A 19,435-nucleotide genomic window follows, 5' to 3' on the forward strand; every position below is an offset into this window, starting at 1 on the left:
CGGCCACCCACGCCCGGAGACCGTCATGATCGACTACTACTCGACCTCGGCCGAGTTCTACGAACTGGTCGCCACCCGGCACACCGCCAGCAGCGGCCCCCCGCTGATGCGCGTCCTTGCGGGCCTGGACGTGTCGCACGGCCCCGTCCTGGAGATCGGCGCGGGCACCGGCCGCGTGACGGAAGTCATCGCCTCGGCACTGCCCGAGGCGGACATCCTCGCCGCCGAACCGTCGGCCCCCATGCGCGCCATGCTGACCTCCAGGGTCGCCCGCGACCCGGACCTGCGGCGCCGGGTGACGGTGGTCGACGGCGCCGCCCAGGACCTCGCCCTGCCCGAACGGCTCTCCGCCGTGGTCATCTTCGGCGTGGCCGGCCATCTCACCGTCCCTGAACGCGTGGCGCTGTGGAAGCGGCTCGCGGCCCGTCTGCCGGACGGGGCGCCCATCGTCGTGGAACTGATGGGTGTCTCCGCACCCCGCGTCATCCCACCGGTGATGTCCCTCAGGGAGACCATCGGACGCCAGACGTACGAGTGGTGGATCGGCGGCGAACCCACCGAGGGCGACGCCATGCGGTTCACCACCACCTGGAAGGTCCTGCGCGACGGCCGCACCGTGCGCGAGGTCGCCGACAGCTACGACTGGCACACCTTCGACGTCGCCCGACTGGCCCGAGAGGCCGGCATGACCAGCCGCCGCATCACCGAGGCGGGCGGCAGGCCCATCCCCGAAATCGGAGTACTCGTCAAGTGAAGTCACAACCGTCCGGGCCCGGCCCGGACCCGGCAGCCTCCGGCGCGGGCACCGAGGCGGCCCCGCCGCCGCTGCGCGCGCTGGCCGAGCCCGTCCGGGGCCGACTGGCCCTCGCCGTCGGCCTCCAGGCTGTCGCGGCCCTCGCCGCAGTGGTCCCGTTCATCGCCGTCTCCCGCCTCGCCGACCGGCTCACCGGGGCGTCCCCCGCCGACGGTTCCGCCCTGTGGCCGCTGGTCACGCTGGCCTGCGCGGCCGGCCTGCTCGCCCTGGTGTGCGCGACAGCGGCCGGCGCCCTCGCCCATCTCGCCGACAACGACCTCCAGCTCACCCTCCGCCGCCGGCTCGCCCGGCACATCGGCCGGCTGCCGCTCGGCCGGCTCACCGACAAGGGCACCGGCGAGATCAAACAGGCGGTGCAGGACGACGTGAGCGCGCTGCACACGCTGTTCGCCCACACACTGCTCGACGTCGTCGCCGTGCTCACCGCCCCGGTGCTCGCCCTGGGCTACCTGTTCAGTGTCGACTGGCGCCTGGCCCTGCTCAGCGTCGTCCCCCTGCTGCTCGGCGTGCTCCTGTTCTCCCGCGCCATGTCGGGCGCGGCGGCACAGATGGCCGAGTTCGGTGCCGCGCTGGCGCGGATCTCCGCCGCCGCCGTGGAGTTCGCGGCCGGCATCGCCGTCTTCAAGAGCTTCGGGCGCGGACGCAAGGCCCACGAGCGTTTCGTCGCCGCGACCGAGGGGTTCGCCGACTTCTTCTCCGGCTGGGTCCGGGCCACCCTGGTCAACTCCACCGCCGCCGTCCTGGTGGTCGCCCCGGCCGTCGTCCTGCTGCTCCTGACGGTGACGGGCGCGGTGTTCGTGACCAACGGCTGGACGACGGGCGCGGAACTCGTCCCCTTCCTGCTGCTCGGCCCCGCCGTCGCCGCCCCCATGGGCGTCGTCGGCCCCCGCATCCAGCAGATCCGGGCCGGGCAGGCCGCCGCCGTACGCATCACGGAGCTGCTGCGCACCCCTGCCCTGCCCGAGCCCGCCGCCCCCGCCGTGCCCGACGGCCACCACATCTCCATGCGGGGGGTGTCCTTCTCCTACGACGGGCGCACCGATGTCCTGCGCGGTGTCGACCTCGACCTCGCGCCCGGCACGGTCACCGCGCTGGTCGGACCCTCCGGTTCCGGCAAGTCGACCCTGGCGTCGCTGCTGCCCCGCTTCCACGACGTCACGGACGGCAAGGTCACCCTCGGCGGCGCCGACCTGCGGGACATCCCCGCGACAGAGCTGTACCGGCGGGTCGGCTTCGTCCTCCAGGACGTACGGCTGCTGCGGGCGAGCGTCGCCGACAACATCCGGCTGGGCCGCCCCGACGCCACCGACGAGGAGGTCGAGCGGTGCGCCCGCGCCGCCCGCATCCACGACCGCGTCATGGCCCTGCCCGACGGCTACGCGACCGAACTCGGCACGGCCGTCACCCTGTCCGGCGGAGAGGCGCAACGCCTGTCCATCGCACGGGCGTTGCTCGCCGACGCCCCCGTACTCGTGCTCGACGAGGCGACCGCGTACGCCGACCCGCACTCCGAGGCACTGATCCAGGACGCGCTGTCCGCGCTCGCGGCCGGCCGCACCCTGCTCGTCATCGCCCACCGGCTGTCCACGATCCGCTCGGCCGACCGGATCGTGGTGCTGGAGGACGGACGCATCACCGAACAGGGCCGCCACGACGACCTGCTGGCCGCCCGGGGCCGTTACGCCACCCTGTGGGAGGCCCAGCGGACCGCACAGCCGGAGCGGACCGCCGCCGTTCCCCGCCGGCCGGCCGCCTCCCCGGGCACGGACCGCGCGGCGGACGACATCCGAGAGGGAAGCGCACGATGATCCGTCAGCTCTACCGCGTCCTGGGACCGGAGGGCTCCCGCCCGCTGAACCGGCTGCTCGTCCTCCAGAGTGCGGCGGCCGTCCTCCAGGGCGTCGCCTTCGCCCTCCTGGTGCCCGTCCTGAAGGCCCTGCTCGGCCCGGACCCCGACCACGTGTGGCCCTGGCTGACGGCCTTCGCCGTCTGCGCGATCGCTCACGCCGTGCTCCAGGGCGCCGCCCTCAGCGGCGGGTTCACGGTCGGCTCCCGGCTCTCCCGGGTGCTGCACCGCCGCATGGCGGACCAGGCCCTGCGACTGCCCCTCGGCTGGTTCACCGCCGGCCGTACAGCCGAGTTCAGCAGGCTGGCCGGACAGAACGTCATCCAGGTGATGAGCACGCCGGCCCACCTGCTGCGCCCGTTCATCAGCTCCTTGCTGACCCCGGCGACGCTGGTGGCCGCCACCTTCTTCTTCGACGTCCGCACCGCCCTGGTCCTGCTGTGCTGCGCCCCCGTGCTGTTCGCCGTCCAACTGGCGAGCACCGCGGTGATGCGCCGGCTCGACCTCGGCCGTGATGCCGCGATCGGCGAGTCCGCCGACCGTGTCCTGGAGTACGCGCGCAACCAGCCCGTGTTGCGGGCGTTCGGCCGCACCGCGGAGGGCTACGGGGCGCTGGACGACGCCCTGGTGGCCGAGGCACGCGCGGACCGGCGGCTGATCGCACGGGGCCTGCCCGGTCTGGTCTCCTTCTCCTTCGCCACCCGGCTCGTGTTCGCCCTGCTGCTCGCTCTGGGAGTCTCCTGGCAACTCGACGGGTCACTCACCGTGCCCACCTTGCTGGCACTCCTGGTGCTGCTGGTCCGGCTGATCGACAGCGTGTCGTCCGCCGCCGAGGCCGGCGCGGGCATGCGCATCGCCCGCAACACCCTGGAACGGCTCGGCGCGGTCCTCGACGAACCGCCGTTTCCCCAGCCCGCGGAGCCCAGGACGCCCCGGGACGCGAGCGTCGAGTTCACCGGGGTGGGCTTCAGTTACGACAGCGGCGCGGCGGGCGGGGCGGCCGGACGCCCGGTCCTGCGCGATGTGACCTTCCGTCTGCCCGAGCGCAGCATGACGGCGCTGGTCGGCCCCTCCGGCGCGGGCAAGACCACGGTCGCCGGGCTGCTCGCCCGCTTCCGGGACACCACCGAGGGAACCGTCCGCATCGGCGGCGTCGACGTCCGCGAGATCACCGCCGACGAACTGGCCGCCCATGTGTCCCTCGTCTTCCAGGACGTCTACCTCTTCGACGGCACGATCGAGGAGAACGTCCGGATCGCCGCACCGGACGCCGACCCCGGCGAACTGGCCGAAGCCGCGGCCCTGTCCGGTCTCGACCGGGTGATCGAGGAACTGCCCGACGGGTGGGCCACGAAGGTGGGGGAGGCCGGCGCGCGGCTGTCCGGCGGGCAGCGCCAGCGCGTGTCCATCGCCCGCGCCCTGCTCAAGGACGCCCCGATCCTCGTCCTCGACGAGGCGACCGCGGCGCTCGACCAGGAGAACGAGGCCCAGTTCGCCGAGGCCGTACGCACCCTCGCCGACCGCAAGACCCTCCTGGTCATCGCGCACCGGCTGAGCACCGTCGTGCACGCCGACCAGATCCTCGTCCTGGAGGACGGCGAGATCACCGAACGGGGCACACACGACGACCTGGTCACGGCGGGCGGCACCTACGCCTCCTTCTGGGAGCGACGGGCCCGGGCCCAGGGCTGGCGACTGGAGGCGGCACGGTCATGACCCGTCACCCGGCACCGGCGCCGCACCGAACCCAGCGCGAGCAGGAAGGCACCACACGATGAGTACCGGTCCTCGGTCCCCCTGGGAGGCATGGGCTGACTCCGTTCCGCCGCTCGCCCGCACGAGCACCCTGGGGCCCCACCACGACCCCGCGGCCACCGCCACCCGGCTCGCACGGGCGCGACTCGCCGACCAGTACATGGTGTACGAGACGGAAGGCGGCGTCTGGCACTTCGCGGCGGGCTCCACCGTGAGCGTCACCGCGAACGCGACCGGCATCACCGCGCGGGCCGCCGGGCGGACCTGGACATCGCGCACCGACCGGCGACCCCTGACGGCGTTCGCCGCCGCCCTGTCCGCCCTGCGCGACGCGGACCGCCACTACTACGGCTGGGCGGCCTTCGAACTCTCCCACGTCCTGCATGCGGATCCCGCGGCGGCCGGTGACCAGCCCCTGCTGCACGCGCTGATCCCGTCCGTCGAGGTGAGCCTCACCGGCGAGGGAACCCTGGTCCGCGCGGTGGACGAGGCATGGGCGCGCAAGGTCGCCGACCTGCTCACGGAGCCACCGGCACAGCCGATCGCCCCCGGCCAACCGGCGGCGCAGAGCGCCGAGGGCGTCATCGCCGCAGGCGCCGGCGCCTACGGCGAGGCGGTGGCCCGTACGGTCGCCGACATCCGGGCGGGAATCCTGGAGAAGGCCGTGGTGTCCCGGAAGGTTCCGCTGCCCGCCGAGCCCCGCGTGGACTTCCCCGCGACCTATCTCGCGGGCCGCCGTGCCAACACCCCGGCCCGCTCCTATCTGATGGACCTCGGCGGCTACCGGGCGGCCGGGTTCAGCCCCGAGACCGTCCTGGAGGCCGGCGAGGACGGACACGTGAGCACCCAGCCGCTCGCGGGCACCCGCGCACGGGTGGCCGACCCGGCGGAGAACGAGCGCCGGCGGGCGGAACTGCTCACCGACCCCAAGGAAATACACGAACACGCGGTGTCCGTGCGCCTGGCCTGGGAGGAGATGGAGGCCGTGTGCCGGCCCGGCTCCGTCGCGGTCGAGGAGTTCATGGCGGTCCGGCCGCGCGGCTCGGTGCAGCACCTCGCCTCGCGGGTGACGGGCCGGCTGCGGCCCGGAACCGGGCCCTGGGACGCGTTCGCCTCGCTGTTCCCGGCGATCACCGCCACCGGCGTCTCCAAACGCGCCGCACTTGAGGCCCTGGCCCGCCACGAGGAAGGCCCCCGGGGCCTGTACGGCGGCTCGGTGTTCCGGGGGAGCACCGGCGGCGCCCTGGACGCGGCCCTCGTTCTGCGCACCCTCATCGGCAGGGGCGACGAGGTGTGGCTGCGCGCGGGCGCCGGGGTCACCGCTCAGTCCAGCCCCGCACGGGAGATCGAGGAGACCTGCGAGAAGCTGCGCAGCGTCGCTCCGTACCTCAGGTACACCGAGGACTGACCCGACACCTTCCGACACCCCCGAAGTCCGGGCCGGCCGGGACCGCACCACGGTCCGGGCCGGCCCGGACCGTGGTGCGGCAACACCTGGCTCTCCGGCGGTCGCAGCGCCATGTCCCGTCGGCCGAGGGAGGGATGCGTCCGTTCGGTGGTTCAAAGGGGCTGCCAGATCCGGGCCAGCGCCGACGTGGTGAGAACCCGGTCGGGGTGCCCTTGTCCGGCGAGTCGTCCGTCCTGGAGCAGGAGGCACATGTCCGCCGCGCGTGCGACGTCCAGGTCGTGCGTGGCCTGAACCACCGTCACGCCGTCCGCGACGAGTGCCGTCAGCAGCGCCCCGATCCGTTCCCTCGCCTCCGGGTCCAGACCCGTGGTCGGTTCGTCGAGGAGCAGCACATCCGATTCCTGCGCCAACCCTTGTGCGATGAGGGCGCGTTGGCGCTGTCCGCCGGACAGTTCTCCCAGTTGGCGTGCGGACAGGCCGCCGATGCCGAGCCGGTCGAGCGCGGCGTCGACGGTGGCGTGGTCCCGGCGGGTCAGCCGACGCCACGGTCCGCGCTCGGCCCAGCGTCCCATCTCCACGGTCTGCCGGACGGTGAGCGGCAGGCTGTCGCCGACGGCTCCGCGCTGCGGTACGAACGCCGGTGGCCGTGCTCCTTCGTGGTGCAGTTCGCCGGATGTCGGAAGGATCACACCGGCGAGAACGCCGAGCAGGGTCGACTTGCCGCTGCCGTTCGGGCCGACGAGTGCCGTCATCGCCAACTTCGGTATGTCCGCGCTGAGTTGCCGAAGGACGGGTCGCCCCGGGTAGCCGGCGCACAACTCGGTGAAGCGGAAGTGAGGGCTGCGTTCCCGGTGCGCGGCGGGCGAGGGGCCTGATGTGCTGAACATGGTTTTCATTGTAATGTCTTTGCCATGGAATGGTTGACGGCCCCGTTCGAGGTGACCTTCGTGCAACGAGCCCTGTGGGGCGGGATGCTCGTATCCGCGATCTGCGCGCTGGCGGGCACCTGGGTGGTGCTGAGGGGGATGGCCTTCCTCGGCGACGCCATGTCCCACGGACTGCTGCCGGGCGTCGCGCTGGCCGCGCTGCTCGGCGGGAACCTGATGGTGGGGGCGGTGGCCAGCGCCGCCGTCATGACGGCGGGCGTCACCGTGCTCGGACGTACGCCGAGGCTGTCCCAGGACACCGGCATCGGGCTGCTGTTCGTCGGCATGCTCTCGCTCGGCGTGATCATCGTGTCCCGCTCGCAGTCCTTCGCCGTGGACCTGACCGGCTTCCTGTTCGGTGACGTCCTCGCCGTCCGGCAACAGGACCTCTTCCTGCTCGCCGCGGCCTTGTGCGCGGCGCTGGCGGTGTCGGTCCTCGGCCATCGCGCCTTCCTGGCCCTGGCGTTCGACGCGCGCAAGGCCCACACCCTGGGGCTGCGCCCGCGCCACGCCCACGCGGTGCTGCTCGGCCTGCTCGGACTGGCGATCGTGGCCTCGTTCCACATCGTCGGAACGCTCCTCGTCCTCGGCCTGCTCATCGCCCCGCCGGCGGCGGCCCTGCCGTGGGCGCGCAGTGTCCGCGGGGTCATGGTGCTCGCCGCCCTGCTCGGCGCCACCGCCACATTCGGCGGTCTGCTGCTGTCCTGGCACCTGAGCACCGCCGCCGGCGCGACCGTCGCGGCCCTCGCGGTGAGCCTGTTCTTCCTCTCCCACGTGCTGTCCGGGCTGCGGGACCGCCGTGCGCGCCACGCCCCCGCCCCCGTACTCGAAGTCAACTGAAAGAAGTCTGAGGCGATCGTCATGACCGTCCCCGAACACGTCACTCCATGGGCTTCGGCCGCACTGGTACTGACCGCCCTGCTCACCACCGGCTGCGCGGGCGACACGGACAACGACCCACGGCCCGCGGCCAGTTCACCGTCCGGCACCTCGCACGGGTACGTCGAGGGCGCACAGGAGGCCGCCGAGCAGCAGTCCCGTCTGCTCCTGAACGACCCCGGCAGCGGAGACACCCGCATCCTCGACCTCCTCACCGGCAAGGCGCACAAGACCGCCAAGGTGCGAGGCGCTCTCCGGCTCGGCACGGACGGACGGTTCGGCTACCTCCACTCCGCCGACGGCACACATGTGCTCGACAGCGGCGCCTGGATGGTGGACCACGGCGACCACGTCCACTACTACAGCGCGGCGATACGCGACGTGGGCGAGCTTCCCGTGGGCCGCGACGCACAGGTGCGCAGCGACGTCGTCGTGACCGCGGTGACCGACGAGGACGGACGGACCGTCCTCTACGACCGCGGCAAGCTGGAGAAGGGCGAGATCACGTCCTCCCGGACGCTGGCGGGCACCCACACCGGTGCCGTCGTGCCGTACGAGGAGCACCTGCTCGCCTTCGTGGACGACGGCGGCACCGCGCGACTTGTCGTGCTCGACCGCGACGGCGAGCGCGTCGCCTCCCCGGACGTGCGGTGCGAGCAGCCGCGGGGCGACGCCGTCACCCGGCGCGGCCTGGTCCTGGGCTGCGCCGACGGCGCCCTGCTCGTCCGTGCGCAGGACGGCGCCTTCACCGCCGAGAAGATCCCCTACGACGAGGACGTGCCGGCGCGGGAACGGGCCACCGGCTTCCGGCACCGCCCCGGCAGCGACACCCTCACCGCCCCGGCCGGAAGCGACGCCGTGTGGGTCCTGGACGTCACCGAGCGGACCTGGACCCGGGTGGAGACCGGACCGGTCGTCGCCGCCAACACCGCCGGAGAGGGCTCCTTGCTGCTCGTCCTGGAGACCGACGGCTCGCTGCACGGCTATGACATCGCCACCGGAAAGCAGACCGCGCGGACCAAGACACTCCTGACCGGAGACAAGCGGACCGGCACCGACGCCGGCACCCCCGTCATCGAGGTCGACCGCAGCCGCGCCTACGTCAACGACCCCGAGGGCAAGCAGGTGTTCGAGATCGACTACAACGACAGACTGCGCGTCGCTCGCTCCTTCGACCTGGACATCGAGCCGCTCCTCATGGTGGAGACCGGACGATGAGCCGGAGGGAGGCGAAACGGCGCGCGAGGGTGGGCATCGCACGCCTGCGCAGCCTGATCGTCGGCCTGCTCGCCCTCGTCACGGCCGCCACCGCCACCGCCTGCACCACCGGTGAGCACCGGCCCCGCATCGTCGTCACGACCAACATCCTCGGCGACATCACCCAGCGGATCGTCGGTGACGAAGCCGACGTCACCGTCCTGATGAAGCCCAACGCCGATCCGCACTCCTTCGGGCTGTCCGCGGTACAGGCCGCCGAGCTGGAGCGCGCCGACCTCGTGGTCTACAACGGCCTCGGGCTGGAGGAGAACGTGCTGCGGCACGTGGACGCGGCCCGCGATGCGGGCGTCGCCACCTTCGCGGTCGGCGACGCGGTCGACCCGCTCACCTTCCGGACGGCCGGCGACGGCGGCCCCACGGACGGCGAAGGACAACCCGACCCGCACTTCTGGACCGATCCCGACCGGGTGCGCAAGGCCACCGGCCTGATAGCCGACCAGGTGATCGAGCACGTCGACGGCGTGGACGACGGCACGATACGCGCCAACGCCGACCGCTACGGCGACGAACTCACCGACCTCACCGCGTGGATGGAGAAGTCCTTCACCCGCATACCCGAGGACCGGCGCGCCCTGGTGACCAACCACCACGTCTTCGGCTACCTCGCCGACCGCTTCGGCTTCCGGGTGATCGGCGCGGTCATCCCGAGCGGCACCACCCTGGCCTCACCCAGCTCCTCCGACCTCAGCTCGCTGACCGAGGCGATGGAGGAAGCCGGCGTACGCACCGTGTTCGCCGACTCCTCCCAGCCGACCCGGCTCGCCGAGGTGCTGCGCACGGAACTGGGCGGCCGGGTCCGGGTCGTCGAGCTGTACTCCGAGTCGCTGACCGCCGAGGGCGAGGGCGCCGACACCTACCTGCGGATGATGCGCGCCAACACCACCGCCATGACCGACGGCCTGAGCACCGGCACGACCCGCGGTTGACCCCGATACCGGCACGACCCGCGACTGACCCCCCGAGCCTTCGACGGACACCGGCCGACCGGGCCGAAACCGTCATGGAACCACTGCCGCCACCGGGCGGCGCGGAAAGGAACACACCGATGAACAAGCCGATACGCGGCAGGGCCCTCACGGGCACGGCACTCGCCCTGGCGGTGTCCGGCGTGCTGACCGCCTGCGGAGGGGAGGGCTCATCCTCCGACGCCAAGGCGGAGGGCGCCGCGAGCGCCACGCCCACCGCCGCGGTCAAGGACCCGCTGGTCGCCACCTTCGACGGCGGCCTGTACATCCTGGACGGCCAGAGCCTGAAGCTGACCAAGACCATCGAGCTGTCCGGCTTCAACCGCGTCAACCCCGCCGGTGACGCGGACCACGTCATCGTCTCCACCGACACCGGCTTCCGCGTCCTGGACGCCACCGGCCAGGCCCTCACCGGCATCGAGTACAAGGGCGCCAAGCCCGGCCACGTCGTACGTCACGCAGGCAAGACCGTGCTCTTCACCGACGGCACCGGAGAGGTCAACGTCTTCGATCCCGCCGACCTGAGCAGTGGCCGGAAACCGCAAGGACGCACCTACACCTCAGCCGAGGCACACCACGGTGTCGCCATCGAACTGGCGGGCGGCGAACTCCTCGGCACCCTGGGCACCGAGGAGAAGCGGACCGGCGCGCTGGTCCTGGACAAGGACAACAAGGAGATCGCGCGCAACGAGAACTGCCCCGGCGTGCACGGCGAGGCGGCCGCCCAGAACGAGGCCGTCGCCGTCGGCTGCGAGGACGGCGTACTGATCTACCAGGACGGCGAGTTCACCAAGGTCGACGCCCCCGACGACTACGGCCGCATCGGCAACCAGGCCGGCAGCGACGCCTCCCCGGTCCTTCTGGGCGACTACAAGACCGACCCCGAGGCCGAGTTGGAGCGCCCCACCCGCGTCTCCCTCATCGACACCGAGAAGAAGAAGCTGCGCCTGGTCGACCTCGGCACCAGCTACTCCTTCCGCTCGCTGGCCCGCGGCCCGCAGGGTGAGGCCCTTGTCCTCGGCACCGACGGCGCCATCCACGTCATCGACCAGAACACCGGCAGGACCGAGAAGAAGATCCCCGCCGTGGGCCCCTGGCAGGAGCCGCTGGACTGGCAGCAGGCCCGGCCCACCCTGTTCGTCCGCGACCACACCGCCTACGTCTCCGAACCCGGCAAGAAGGCTCTGCACGCCATCGACTTGGCGACCGGCAAGAAGATCACCTCAGTGACCCTGCCGGAGAGCACCAACGAGCTGTCGGGCGTCGTCGCGGGCCACTGACCGAGTCCACCGCCCCCGCGGCCGTGCAGGCCGCGGGGGCGATGCGTACACCCGCTACCGCTTGTGTGACCGGAACCGGACGCGGCGGCCGACCGCGGCCAGGAGCGTCAGCGTCGAACCGTCTTGGACGCCGGCCTTCCTGTGGAGGTGACGCACGGCCGCCCGTACCGGCCCCTGTCAGGTCACGAGTTGGGTCAGGTCCGCCACGACGCCCAGATCCGCGTGGGCCAGGGCGGCGGCGTCGGTGGGGCCGCCGGTGTAACCGACGACCCGCATGCGGGCGGCGATGGCCGCGTCGACGCCGGCGGGGCTGTCCTCGATCACCAGGCAGTGCTCCGGCTCGTACGACAGGGTGCGGGCGGCGTGCAGGAACAGATCGGGCGCCGGCTTCCCGGCGGCCACGTCGTCGGCGCTGAACACCCGCCCGGCGAAACGGGCTTGGAGCGCCGTGACCTCCAGCGAGTGCGCGATGCGCTCGTGGCTGCCGCTGGAGGCGACACAGTAGGGCAGCCCCCGGGCATCGAGGTGATCCAGCAACTCCCGCACCCCCGGCATGGTGTGGGGCCGCGCGGCGAACGCGTCGCGGACGCGCATGCGGTACTCCGTCAGCCACTCGGGGCCCGTCGGGGAGGTGGCGTGGGCGCGTATCTGCTCGTACAGGTACGACTCGGGGCGGCCGAGGAACCGGTGGCGCACCTCCTCGGCGGTCAGGGGCCAGCCCGCCTGCGTGGCCATGGCCGCGACGACCTGCGGGCCGATGCTCTCGGTGTCCACGAGGACGCCGTCGCAGTCGAAGATGACGAGCCGGGCGCCGCGCAGGGCGGCCTGAGCACGCGCATTCAAGGGGAACCTCGCTTCGGAGCGGGAGCGGGAGCGGGAGCGGGGCTGGGAGTGGGAATGGGCGGTCGGCGGGCCGGTCGGACCCCGCGCCGGTGACCGGCCGGCCGCCGGCGCTGCGGGCGGGTCAGCCGGCGGGCTCCGCGTCGTGGTCGCGGCCGAGGAGGGCGGCCAGCGCGTCGAGGGCTTCGTCGGCGCCCTCGCCCTCGGCGGCGAGAGTCACCGAGTCGCCGTGTCCGGCGCCGAGGGCCAGGACCGACAGCAGGCTGCGGGCGTCGACGGTACGGCCCTCGCGGGTGATGGTCACGGGCACGGCCTGTTCGGCCGCCGCCCGGACGAACGCGGTGGCGGGCCGGGCGTGCAGTCCGCTGCGCGAGGCGATGGTGACAGTGCGTTCGGGCATGGCAGTGCTTCCTTGTCCGTCGAGAAGGTGTGTCGAGCAGGTCCGGGGAATCGTGCGGGGAGGCGCGGGGTCAGGACCGAGCGGCGGCGAGGGAGGCGAGGGCCGCCTCGACCACCGCGTCCTCGGTGAGGCCGACCGCCCTGAGGGCGTCCTGTGCGGGGGCGGAGGTGCCGAAGTCGTCGACGGTCACGGCGCGGCCGTGCTCGCCGAGCAGGCCGTGCCAGCCGAAGGCGGTACCGGCCTCGACGACGACACGGGCCCGCACCGACGGGGGGAGTACGCGGTCGCGGTACTCCCTGTCCTGCGCCATGAACCAGTCCAGGCACGGAACGGAGACGACCCGTGCGGTCACGGCGCGCGCCGCGAGGAGATCCCGCGCCGCCATGGCCAGAGCGACCTCGCTGCCACTGGCCAACAGCACCACGTCCGCAGTTTCCTGATGATCCGTCACCACATAGGCGCCGCGTACCACGCCCGCGCGGACGGTGCCGGCGTCGGTGGGCAGCACCGGCAGGCCCTGCCGGGCGAGCGCCAGACCGACCGGGCCCGGCCGGCCGAGCGCGGCGAGCCAGGCGGCGGCGGTCTCGGTGGCGTCCGCGGGCCGGACGACGGCCAGTCCCGGCATGGCGCGCAGCGCGGCGAGGTGCTCCACCGGCTGATGGGTGGGGCCGTCCGCGCCGAGGGCGACGGAGTCATGGCTCCACACATGGATCACCGGCAGCCGCATGAGGGCGGCCAGCCGCAGGGAGGGGCGCTGGTAGTCGCTGAACACCAGGAAGGTGCCGGCGAAGGGGGTGTCGTACCCGACCAGGGCGATGCCGTTGAGCGCGGCGGCCATCGCGTGCTCGCGCACCCCCCAGTGCACATTGCGGCCCCGCAGGCCGCGACCGCCGTCCTCGGCGGCGGGCAGGAACGATCCGCCGGACGCGATGGTCGTACGGTTGCTGTCGCCGAGGTCGGCGGAGCCGCCCCACAGCCGCGGCAGCTCGGCGGCCAGGGCCTGGATGACCTGCCCGGAAGCGTCGCGCGGTGCGATGCTGTCGCCGGGCTCGAACGTGGGCAGCACCCGGGCCACCCGGTCCGGGTCCGCCGGGCGGACGGCCCGCTCGCGCGCCGCCGCGGCCTCGGGGTGCTCGGCCGCCCAGCGGGCCAGCTCCCGGTCCCAGTCCGCGTGCAGTGCGGCGCCGCGTGCGAGGGCCCGGCGGGTGTGCTCAAGCACGTCCGCCGGAACCGTGAACTCGCCCGCGATGCCGAGGACTTCCTTGACGGCGGCGGCCTCGGCGGCGCCCAGCGGAGCGCCGTGCGAGGCCGCCGTGTTGACCGCGTTCGGGGCGGGGAAGGCTATCTGCGACGTCAGGGCGACGAAGCTCGGCCGGCCGGTCTCGGCGCGGGCCGCGGCGAGCGCGCGGTCAAGCGCCTTGGCGTCCACGTCGCCGTCGGTGCCGAGCCCCACCGTCTGCACGAACCAGCCCTGGGCGCGGAAGCGGGCAGCCGTGTCCTCATGGGTCGTCAGGCCGGTGTCGCCCTCGATCTGGATGCTGTTGTCGTCCCAGACGACCACCAGGTTGTCCAGCCGGTGCCGTCCGGCCAGCGCCCCGGCCTCGTAGGAGATGCCCTCCTGGAGGTCGCCGTCGGAGCACAGCACCCAGACGGTGCGACCGGCGGGGCCGCCGGGTGAGGTGTCCGCGCCCGCCAGCCGCTCCTCGTCGCGCTTGAGCGCCATCGCCATGCCCACGGCCGTGGCGACACCCTGGCCGAGCGGCCCGGTGGTCGTCTCGACACCGGCGGTGTGCCGGTACTCGGGGTGGCCCGGGGTCAGCGAGCCGAGCCGGCGGAAGCGGCGCAGATCGTCCAACTCCAGCCCGTAGCCGGTCAGATGGAGTTGCACGTACTGGAGGATGCTGGCGTGCCCGCAGGACAGCACGAAGCGGTCACGGCCCTCCCAGGAGGGGTCCGCGGGATCGTGCCGGATGTGCCGCTGGAAGAGCAGGTGTGCGACGGGCGCCAAAGCCAGTGCCGTGCCCGGGTGTCCGGACCCCGCGGCCTCGACGGCGTCCACCGCCAGTGCCCGCGCCACGGCGACGGCCCGTGCGTCCGCCTCGCTGAGCGCCCGCCCCGCCGTGGGGGAGGCCCCGAGAGGCCGCGTCGTCTGTGTGGGTGAGAAGGCCACGGGAACTCCTTGGAGAGAGCATGACGTCATGATGACTTCGGGAAACGTAGCTCATGCCTCCGTATCGGCACCAGAGGGGGTCCGCCGATGTGATGTGCCAGGCCAGAGGGGGGAGAAGGTGACGGGGTAGACATAGACCGCCGTCCCGACGGTGTGAGATCTCGTTTAGGCGTCGACTATTGACGCTGCGATTCCTTCGTAGTCATCATGATGTCTCGATGACATGTAAGCCCGACGAGGAGGTCGTGGATGGCCGGGCACAAATACGCACAGGTGCGCGACCATCTGCTGGAGCGTGTACGGAGTCTCCCCGTGGGGGAGCGCCTGCCCGCCGAAGGTGTCCTGTGCGGCGAATACGATGTGAGCCGCATCACGTTGCGCCGCGCGGTCGACGAACTCGTCCAGGACGGTTACCTCGTGCGCGAACACGGCCGCGGCACCTTCGTGAGCCACCCGCGCTACAACCTCAAGCACCGCGAACGCTTCGTCAACGAGGTGACCGGCTTTCACACCCAGCTCACCCGGCAGGGGCACACGGTCACCTCGCGGGTGACCGTGCAGCGCGGCGAACGGGCCGGCGCCCGCATCGCCGCCGCACTCGAAGTCAGCCCCGCCACCCCGGTCGTACGGCTGGAGAGGCTGCGCAGCGTGAACGGCGTCCTGCACCACCTCGCCGAGTCCTACGTCGAGGAGGCCAGGTTTCCCGACGTCCTGACGACGGACTTCACCGACACCTCCCTCTACGCCCACCTGAGGGCCCGTCACGACGTGCTGCTGGTGCGCAACGAGATCGTCGTGGGACTCCACCGGTGCGACGCACGCGAGGCCGGGCTGCTCGGCGTGGCCGAGGAGACCCCGCTGCTGCTGGCCACCTCACGTGTCTTCGAGCCGGGCCGCAAACCCGTCATCTTCGGCACCTCGAAGTTCCTGCCGGACACGGCGGAACTGTCCTTCGACATCGTGGCCGACGCCGACTAGCCGCGCCGCGCCCGTCCCCTACCCGCACCCCCGTGGAGCACGTATGCTCAGTCGTCTTCTGCCCGAACGGAACATCCACTTCACCGACGACAGACTGACCTGGCGTGAAGCCGTCACCCGGGTCGCCCGTCCGCTGGTGGAGGCCGGAGACGTCACCCCCGAGTACGTCCAGGCCATGCTGGACTCGATCGCGGCCGGCGGCACCTACATCGACCTCGGCCACGGCATCGCGCTGGCGCACGCCCGCCCCGAGTACGGTGTCGTCCGCACCGGCATCGCGATGCTCCGCCTGAGCGAGCCCGCCCCGCTGCTCGATGAGCCCGAGCACGCGGTCGACCTCTACTTCTGCTTCGCCGCGGCGGATGCCGACGCGCACCTGCGCGCCATGGCCTCCCTCGCGCGCATTCTCTCGGACGCCCAGACCCGCCAGGCCCTGCGCGAGGCGGCCTCGGCACCCGAGGTAGTCAAGTTGATCACTGAATTCGAGGAATCCGAATGAAGTTCCTGGCGATGTGCAGCACCGGACTGGGCAGCAGCTTCATGGTGCGCATGAACATCGAGACCGTCGTCCGTGAACTCGGTCTGGCAGATGTCACGGTCGAGCACTCCGACATCAGCTCCGCCGGCCCCGACAGCGCGGACGTGTTCTTCGTCGCGAAGGATCTGGAGGACACCGCCCAGGGACTGGGCGACGTGGTCGTGCTGAACAGCATCATCGACATGGACGAGCTGCGCGAGGCGGTCAAGTCCGCCGCCGCACGCCACGGCCTGCTCTGATACTCCGAGCGCATACACCGCATACAAAGAAACGTCACTTCTGCTGAGTGCGGCGACCGTGGACGCGGCGCCGCCCATCTCGACGGCGCCGGGCGGACACCCACCCCGGCCGCCGCCCGCCCGCAGCGCCCGACGCCTCATCCCGCCCGCTGTGGAGCTGCACTCCGCCGGCCGATGCTCCCGTGCGCCAACACCGCCAGGAACCCGGCACCCACCACCCCCGCACGCGGCCCCGTCGTGCCCGTAGAGAGGCGTTGTCCGTGAACAGCGTTCTGCAGAACTTTCTGGATGTCTTCCGTGAGCCATCCGTCATCGTCGGCCTGATAGCCCTGCTCGGCCTGCTCCTCCAGCGCAAGTCGGCCTCCGACACCGTCAAGGGCACGATCAAGGCGTTCGTCGGCTTCCTGGTCCTCGCGGCCGGCGCCGGTGTGGTCTCCGACGCACTCACCCCGTTCGGCGACATGTTCCAGCATGCCTTCGGGGTGCAGGGTGTCGTGCCCAACAACGAGGCCATCGTCGGCAAGGTGCTCACCGACTACGGCTCCCAGGCCGCGCTGATCTTCTTCTTCGGCATGGTCGTGAACGTGCTGCTCGCCCGCTTCACCACGTTCAAGTTCATCTACATGTCGGGGCACGTCGCCCTGTACCTGGCGGCCATGATCGCCGTCATCCTCATCGCGAACGGCTTCAGCAGCTGGCAGGCCGTCCTCTGGGGCTCCCTCGCCCAGGGCCTCATCACCACGCTGTCGCCCGCGCTCGTCCAGCCCTGGATGCGCAAGGTCACCAAGAACGACAACGTCGCGCTCGGCCACACCGGCAACTTCGGCATCGCCACCAGCGGACTCGTGGGCCGGCTGGTGGGCGACTCCTCGAAGTCCACGGAAGACCTCAAGATCCCCAAGGGGCTGGGGTTCCTGCGTGACACCACCGTCGTCATCGCGACCTCCATGGGCATCATCTATCTGCTGGTCACCCTGGTCGCCGGACCCGGCTACGTCGAGCGCGAGCTGAGCGACGGGCAGTGGTACCTGCTGTGGGCCGTCATGCAGGCCGGCAAGTTCGCCGCGGGCGTCTTCATCATCCTCGCCGGTGTCCGCGTCGTCCTCGCCGAGATCATCCCCGCCTTCAAGGGCATCTCGGAGAAGCTGGTGCCCAACGCCCGTCCCGCACTCGACGTCCCGATCGTCTTCACCTTCGCCCCGAACGCCGTCCTCATCGGCTTCCTCGCCAGCTTCGTGGGCGGCCTGATCGGCATGGGCGTCCTCGTCGCCGTGGGCGGCACCATCATCATCCCCGGCATCGTCGCCCACTTCATGACCGGCGCCGCGTCCGGCGTCATCGGCAACGCGACCGGCGGACGGCGCGGCGCGATCCTCGGCGCCATGGCCAACGGCCTGCTGATCACCTTCCTTCCGCTGCTCGTCCTGCCGTTCCTCGGCGACGTCGGCCTGGAGAACTCCACGTTCTCGGACGCCGACTTCGGCGTCTCCGGCCTGCTGATCGGCGGCTCGGTCCGGATCGGCCACGCGGCCGTCATCGGCCTCGTCGTCATCGCCCTGGCCGCGGTGTTCGTCAGCAGCGCCCTCATCACCCGACGCCGCGCCATCACGGAGTCGACCACCAACCAGGAACCCCAGCCCACCCACTGACCCCCGGCGCCCGGCGACCCACACGGCTCGCCGGGCAACACGCTCCCCGCCGCACACCCAGCCCTCCGCGCGGCCCAGTTGATCATTTCCGGTAGACGCCCGTGAAGACGCCTCACCCCGTGACGGCCGCCCGGCAAGGTATCCGGCTTCGACACCGCCAGTCCGGCACGGCCTGCTCGGCTGATGCGATGATCACTGGTGTGTCCTCGCTGTCCGCCACGCAACCTTGGCCGTGCGTCTTGACGACCTCCCGGCTGCTGCTGCGTCCCGCCGAACCCGCCGACGTGTCCGACTTCACCCGGCTGTGGACCGACGTCGACGTCCGGCGTCATCTCGGCGGCCCGGTCGCTGAAGACCAACTCGCTGCCTATCAGCAGCACTTCGTGGGCCGCGCGAATCTGTTCACCGTGGTCACACGGCACGAAGGAACCGTGCTCGGCTCTGCGTCGATCGATCCGAAGTCACGGTTCGACGGCCGACGGGAGGTGTCCTACTCCTTTCTGCCGGAGCACTGGGGGCAGGGATACGCCCGTGAGGCCGTGACGGCTGTGGTCAACTGGGCCTTCGACCACGTCCCCTCGGACGATCCCTCGGTCATCGCTGTCACCCAGGAGGCCAACGAGCGCTCACGTCGCCTCCTCGAAGCCCTCGGCATGCGCCTGATCAGCACCTTCGTGGAGTGGGACGCTCCGCAGACGCTGTACTCCATGCAACGTGTCGCCGGACGCGGCCTCACTCCGTACTGAGCGGCGGCCAGAACCGCGGGCTGGGCATCACCGTCGGGTGCTTCCGCGACGCCGACGCCCTCACGGAGTGGCGGAACAACGCCGGGCACCACGCGCCGGCCAAGTCCGAGTGCGGTGCCCGGGATTGGCCCCCCCGGGCGGCGGCTACTCGACGATCGCGATGACGCGGATCTCGACGCGCATCCCCGCCGCCCCGAGCGCGGGGACGCCGGTCTCCGTCCAGATCGGCGCGCGGTCTCCCATCCTCTTGCGGAACTGCTCGACCATGACTCGGTTGCGTCTGTGCGGCGAAAAGAGGGTCCGGTCCGGTCGGCTTACTCAGGTCGGGCTGAGTAGGCGCGCTCATGCCTGGCGAATCCTCGCGCGGCGAGTATGGGCGCGGCGGCGCGGTCGAGTGGCGCCGACCTCATCCAGTGCTGAGACAGTTGCAGGTGCCGGCCTGGCCGCGGAACTCGTCCCTTGCCGAGGAGGGTCTGACCGCCAAGGACATGGCCGCCGCGCAGTCGGCCGTCTGCACGCCCTCCGGACGGGACACCGTGCGCTGCGCCTGCACCGCCGAGGTCACCACCGCCGACGCCGAGTCGTCCCCGCGCGGTGCCTGGCACGTCGCCGTCCTGGCCACCGCGCAGGACGGCACCACGACCTTGGACACCGAGGTGGCCGACTTCTCCGTCCGGTGACCCGGAGGCCCGGCTGGGGCAGGACCCCTCGTCGCGGGGCCGCG

The 19,435-nt window shown here is 72.0% G+C and carries 18 protein-coding genes and 1 pseudogene; 14 read left to right on the forward strand and 5 right to left on the reverse strand.

The features are described from left to right. The first annotated feature begins 25 nt into the window (after positions 1–25). Genes AC27LF_RS23725 through AC27LF_RS23740 form a run of 4 tightly spaced genes read left to right on the forward strand, consistent with a single transcriptional unit; the run spans position 26 to position 5,823 of the window. Complete coding sequence (locus tag AC27LF_RS23725; protein WP_479658378.1) at positions 26–754, forward strand: class I SAM-dependent methyltransferase; 729 nt, start codon at positions 26–28, stop codon at positions 752–754. Further along, the gene (locus AC27LF_RS23730) at positions 751–2,622 is read left to right on the forward strand and encodes an ABC transporter ATP-binding protein (RefSeq protein ID WP_479658379.1); all 1,872 of its coding nucleotides are present in this window, start codon (positions 751–753) and stop codon (positions 2,620–2,622) included. Before AC27LF_RS23725 ends, AC27LF_RS23730 begins: the two co-directional genes overlap by 4 nt. Then, complete coding sequence (locus AC27LF_RS23735) at positions 2,619–4,376, forward strand: ABC transporter ATP-binding protein (protein WP_479658380.1); 1,758 nt, start codon at positions 2,619–2,621, stop codon at positions 4,374–4,376. The genes AC27LF_RS23730 and AC27LF_RS23735 overlap by 4 nt, the downstream gene beginning before the upstream one ends. A 58-nt stretch (positions 4,377–4,434) precedes the next feature. After that, a complete protein-coding gene (locus AC27LF_RS23740; protein WP_479658381.1) occupies positions 4,435–5,823 on the forward strand; it encodes a salicylate synthase in 1,389 nt (462 codons plus the stop codon). 152 nt (positions 5,824–5,975) lie between these two features. Here AC27LF_RS23740 and aztA read toward each other — a convergent pair whose 3' ends face one another. Continuing rightward, positions 5,976–6,719, reverse strand: coding sequence for a zinc ABC transporter ATP-binding protein AztA (aztA, locus tag AC27LF_RS23745; protein WP_479658382.1), 744 nt, complete (start codon positions 6,717–6,719; stop codon positions 5,976–5,978). A 15-nt stretch (positions 6,720–6,734) separates the two neighbouring features. On the opposite strand from aztA, the gene aztB reads away from it, so the two are divergent. The 4 genes from aztB to aztD all read left to right on the forward strand — a co-directional run bounded on the left by aztB (position 6,735) and on the right by aztD (position 11,151). Next, positions 6,735–7,589, forward strand: coding sequence for a zinc ABC transporter permease AztB (gene aztB / locus AC27LF_RS23750; protein WP_479658383.1), 855 nt, complete (start codon positions 6,735–6,737; stop codon positions 7,587–7,589). A gap of 21 nt (positions 7,590–7,610) precedes the next feature. Next, positions 7,611–8,846, forward strand: a complete 1,236-nt coding sequence (locus tag AC27LF_RS23755; RefSeq protein ID WP_479658384.1) for a hypothetical protein — start codon at positions 7,611–7,613, stop codon at positions 8,844–8,846. Beyond that, complete coding sequence (aztC, locus tag AC27LF_RS23760) at positions 8,843–9,832, forward strand: zinc ABC transporter substrate-binding protein AztC (protein WP_479658385.1); 990 nt, start codon at positions 8,843–8,845, stop codon at positions 9,830–9,832. Before AC27LF_RS23755 ends, aztC begins: the two co-directional genes overlap by 4 nt. A 119-nt stretch (positions 9,833–9,951) precedes the next feature. Further along, a complete protein-coding gene (aztD, locus tag AC27LF_RS23765) occupies positions 9,952–11,151 on the forward strand; it encodes a zinc metallochaperone AztD (protein ID WP_479658386.1) in 1,200 nt (399 codons plus the stop codon). Positions 11,152–11,328: 177 nt separating this feature from the next. Here the strand turns inward: aztD and AC27LF_RS23770 are convergent, their stop codons facing one another. From AC27LF_RS23770 to AC27LF_RS23780, 3 genes are all read right to left on the reverse strand, one after another. Further along, complete coding sequence (locus AC27LF_RS23770) at positions 11,329–11,994, reverse strand: HAD family hydrolase (protein WP_479658387.1); 666 nt, start codon at positions 11,992–11,994, stop codon at positions 11,329–11,331. A gap of 121 nt (positions 11,995–12,115) precedes the next feature. After that, positions 12,116–12,391, reverse strand: a complete 276-nt coding sequence (locus tag AC27LF_RS23775) for an HPr family phosphocarrier protein (RefSeq protein ID WP_479658388.1) — start codon at positions 12,389–12,391, stop codon at positions 12,116–12,118. A gap of 70 nt (positions 12,392–12,461) precedes the next feature. After that, on the reverse strand, positions 12,462–14,561 hold the full coding sequence (locus AC27LF_RS23780; protein ID WP_479658389.1) for a transketolase family protein: 2,100 nt from the start codon (positions 14,559–14,561) through the stop codon (positions 12,462–12,464). Between the two features lie 249 nt (positions 14,562–14,810). On the opposite strand from AC27LF_RS23780, the gene AC27LF_RS23785 reads away from it, so the two are divergent. From AC27LF_RS23785 to AC27LF_RS23805, 5 genes are all read left to right on the forward strand, one after another. Further along, the gene (locus AC27LF_RS23785; RefSeq protein ID WP_479658390.1) at positions 14,811–15,539 is read left to right on the forward strand and encodes a GntR family transcriptional regulator; all 729 of its coding nucleotides are present in this window, start codon (positions 14,811–14,813) and stop codon (positions 15,537–15,539) included. Between the two features lie 43 nt (positions 15,540–15,582). After that, positions 15,583–16,038 (forward strand): PTS sugar transporter subunit IIA, encoded by a 456-nt coding sequence (locus AC27LF_RS23790; RefSeq protein ID WP_479658391.1) that lies wholly within the window; start codon positions 15,583–15,585, stop codon positions 16,036–16,038. Beyond that, positions 16,035–16,316, forward strand: coding sequence for a PTS sugar transporter subunit IIB (locus AC27LF_RS23795; protein WP_479658392.1), 282 nt, complete (start codon positions 16,035–16,037; stop codon positions 16,314–16,316). Before AC27LF_RS23790 ends, AC27LF_RS23795 begins: the two co-directional genes overlap by 4 nt. Before the next feature lie 260 nt (positions 16,317–16,576). Next, positions 16,577–17,965, forward strand: coding sequence for a PTS ascorbate transporter subunit IIC (ulaA, locus tag AC27LF_RS23800; protein ID WP_479658393.1), 1,389 nt, complete (start codon positions 16,577–16,579; stop codon positions 17,963–17,965). A 239-nt stretch (positions 17,966–18,204) separates the two neighbouring features. Beyond that, positions 18,205–18,711, forward strand: a complete 507-nt coding sequence (locus AC27LF_RS23805; protein WP_479658394.1) for a GNAT family N-acetyltransferase — start codon at positions 18,205–18,207, stop codon at positions 18,709–18,711. A 144-nt stretch (positions 18,712–18,855) separates the two neighbouring features. Here AC27LF_RS23805 and AC27LF_RS23810 read toward each other — a convergent pair. After that, positions 18,856–18,987: pseudogene (locus AC27LF_RS23810) on the reverse strand (RidA family protein); the annotation flags it as partial. 137 nt (positions 18,988–19,124) lie between these two features. Between AC27LF_RS23810 and AC27LF_RS23815 the strand changes: the two are divergent. Then, positions 19,125–19,391 carry a DUF5707 domain-containing protein gene (locus tag AC27LF_RS23815; protein WP_479658395.1) on the forward strand — a complete coding sequence of 89 codons (267 nt, stop codon included), beginning with the start codon at positions 19,125–19,127 and terminating at the stop codon, positions 19,389–19,391. Positions 19,392–19,435: the final 44 nt, after the last annotated feature.

It is taken from the genome of Streptomyces diversicolor, from assembly GCF_057537855.1.

What these genes read in the sequence shown, in the direction of transcription:
- AC27LF_RS23725 (WP_479658378.1), top strand. Translation starts at nt 26, where the DNA reads ATGATCGACTACTACTCGACCTCGGCCGAGTTCTACGAACTGGTCGCC.
- AC27LF_RS23735 (WP_479658380.1), top strand. Translation starts at nt 2,619, where the DNA reads ATGATCCGTCAGCTCTACCGCGTCCTGGGACCGGAGGGCTCCCGCCCG.
- AC27LF_RS23740 (WP_479658381.1), top strand. Translation starts at nt 4,435, where the DNA reads ATGAGTACCGGTCCTCGGTCCCCCTGGGAGGCATGGGCTGACTCCGTT.
- aztA (WP_479658382.1), bottom strand. Translation starts at nt 6,719, where the DNA reads ATGAAAACCATGTTCAGCACATCAGGCCCCTCGCCCGCCGCGCACCGG.
- aztB (WP_479658383.1), top strand. Translation starts at nt 6,735, where the DNA reads ATGGAATGGTTGACGGCCCCGTTCGAGGTGACCTTCGTGCAACGAGCC.
- AC27LF_RS23755 (WP_479658384.1), top strand. Translation starts at nt 7,611, where the DNA reads ATGACCGTCCCCGAACACGTCACTCCATGGGCTTCGGCCGCACTGGTA.
- aztC (WP_479658385.1), top strand. Translation starts at nt 8,843, where the DNA reads ATGAGCCGGAGGGAGGCGAAACGGCGCGCGAGGGTGGGCATCGCACGC.
- aztD (WP_479658386.1), top strand. Translation starts at nt 9,952, where the DNA reads ATGAACAAGCCGATACGCGGCAGGGCCCTCACGGGCACGGCACTCGCC.
- AC27LF_RS23775 (WP_479658388.1), bottom strand. Translation starts at nt 12,391, where the DNA reads ATGCCCGAACGCACTGTCACCATCGCCTCGCGCAGCGGACTGCACGCC.
- AC27LF_RS23785 (WP_479658390.1), top strand. Translation starts at nt 14,811, where the DNA reads ATGGCCGGGCACAAATACGCACAGGTGCGCGACCATCTGCTGGAGCGT.
- AC27LF_RS23790 (WP_479658391.1), top strand. Translation starts at nt 15,583, where the DNA reads ATGCTCAGTCGTCTTCTGCCCGAACGGAACATCCACTTCACCGACGAC.
- AC27LF_RS23795 (WP_479658392.1), top strand. Translation starts at nt 16,035, where the DNA reads ATGAAGTTCCTGGCGATGTGCAGCACCGGACTGGGCAGCAGCTTCATG.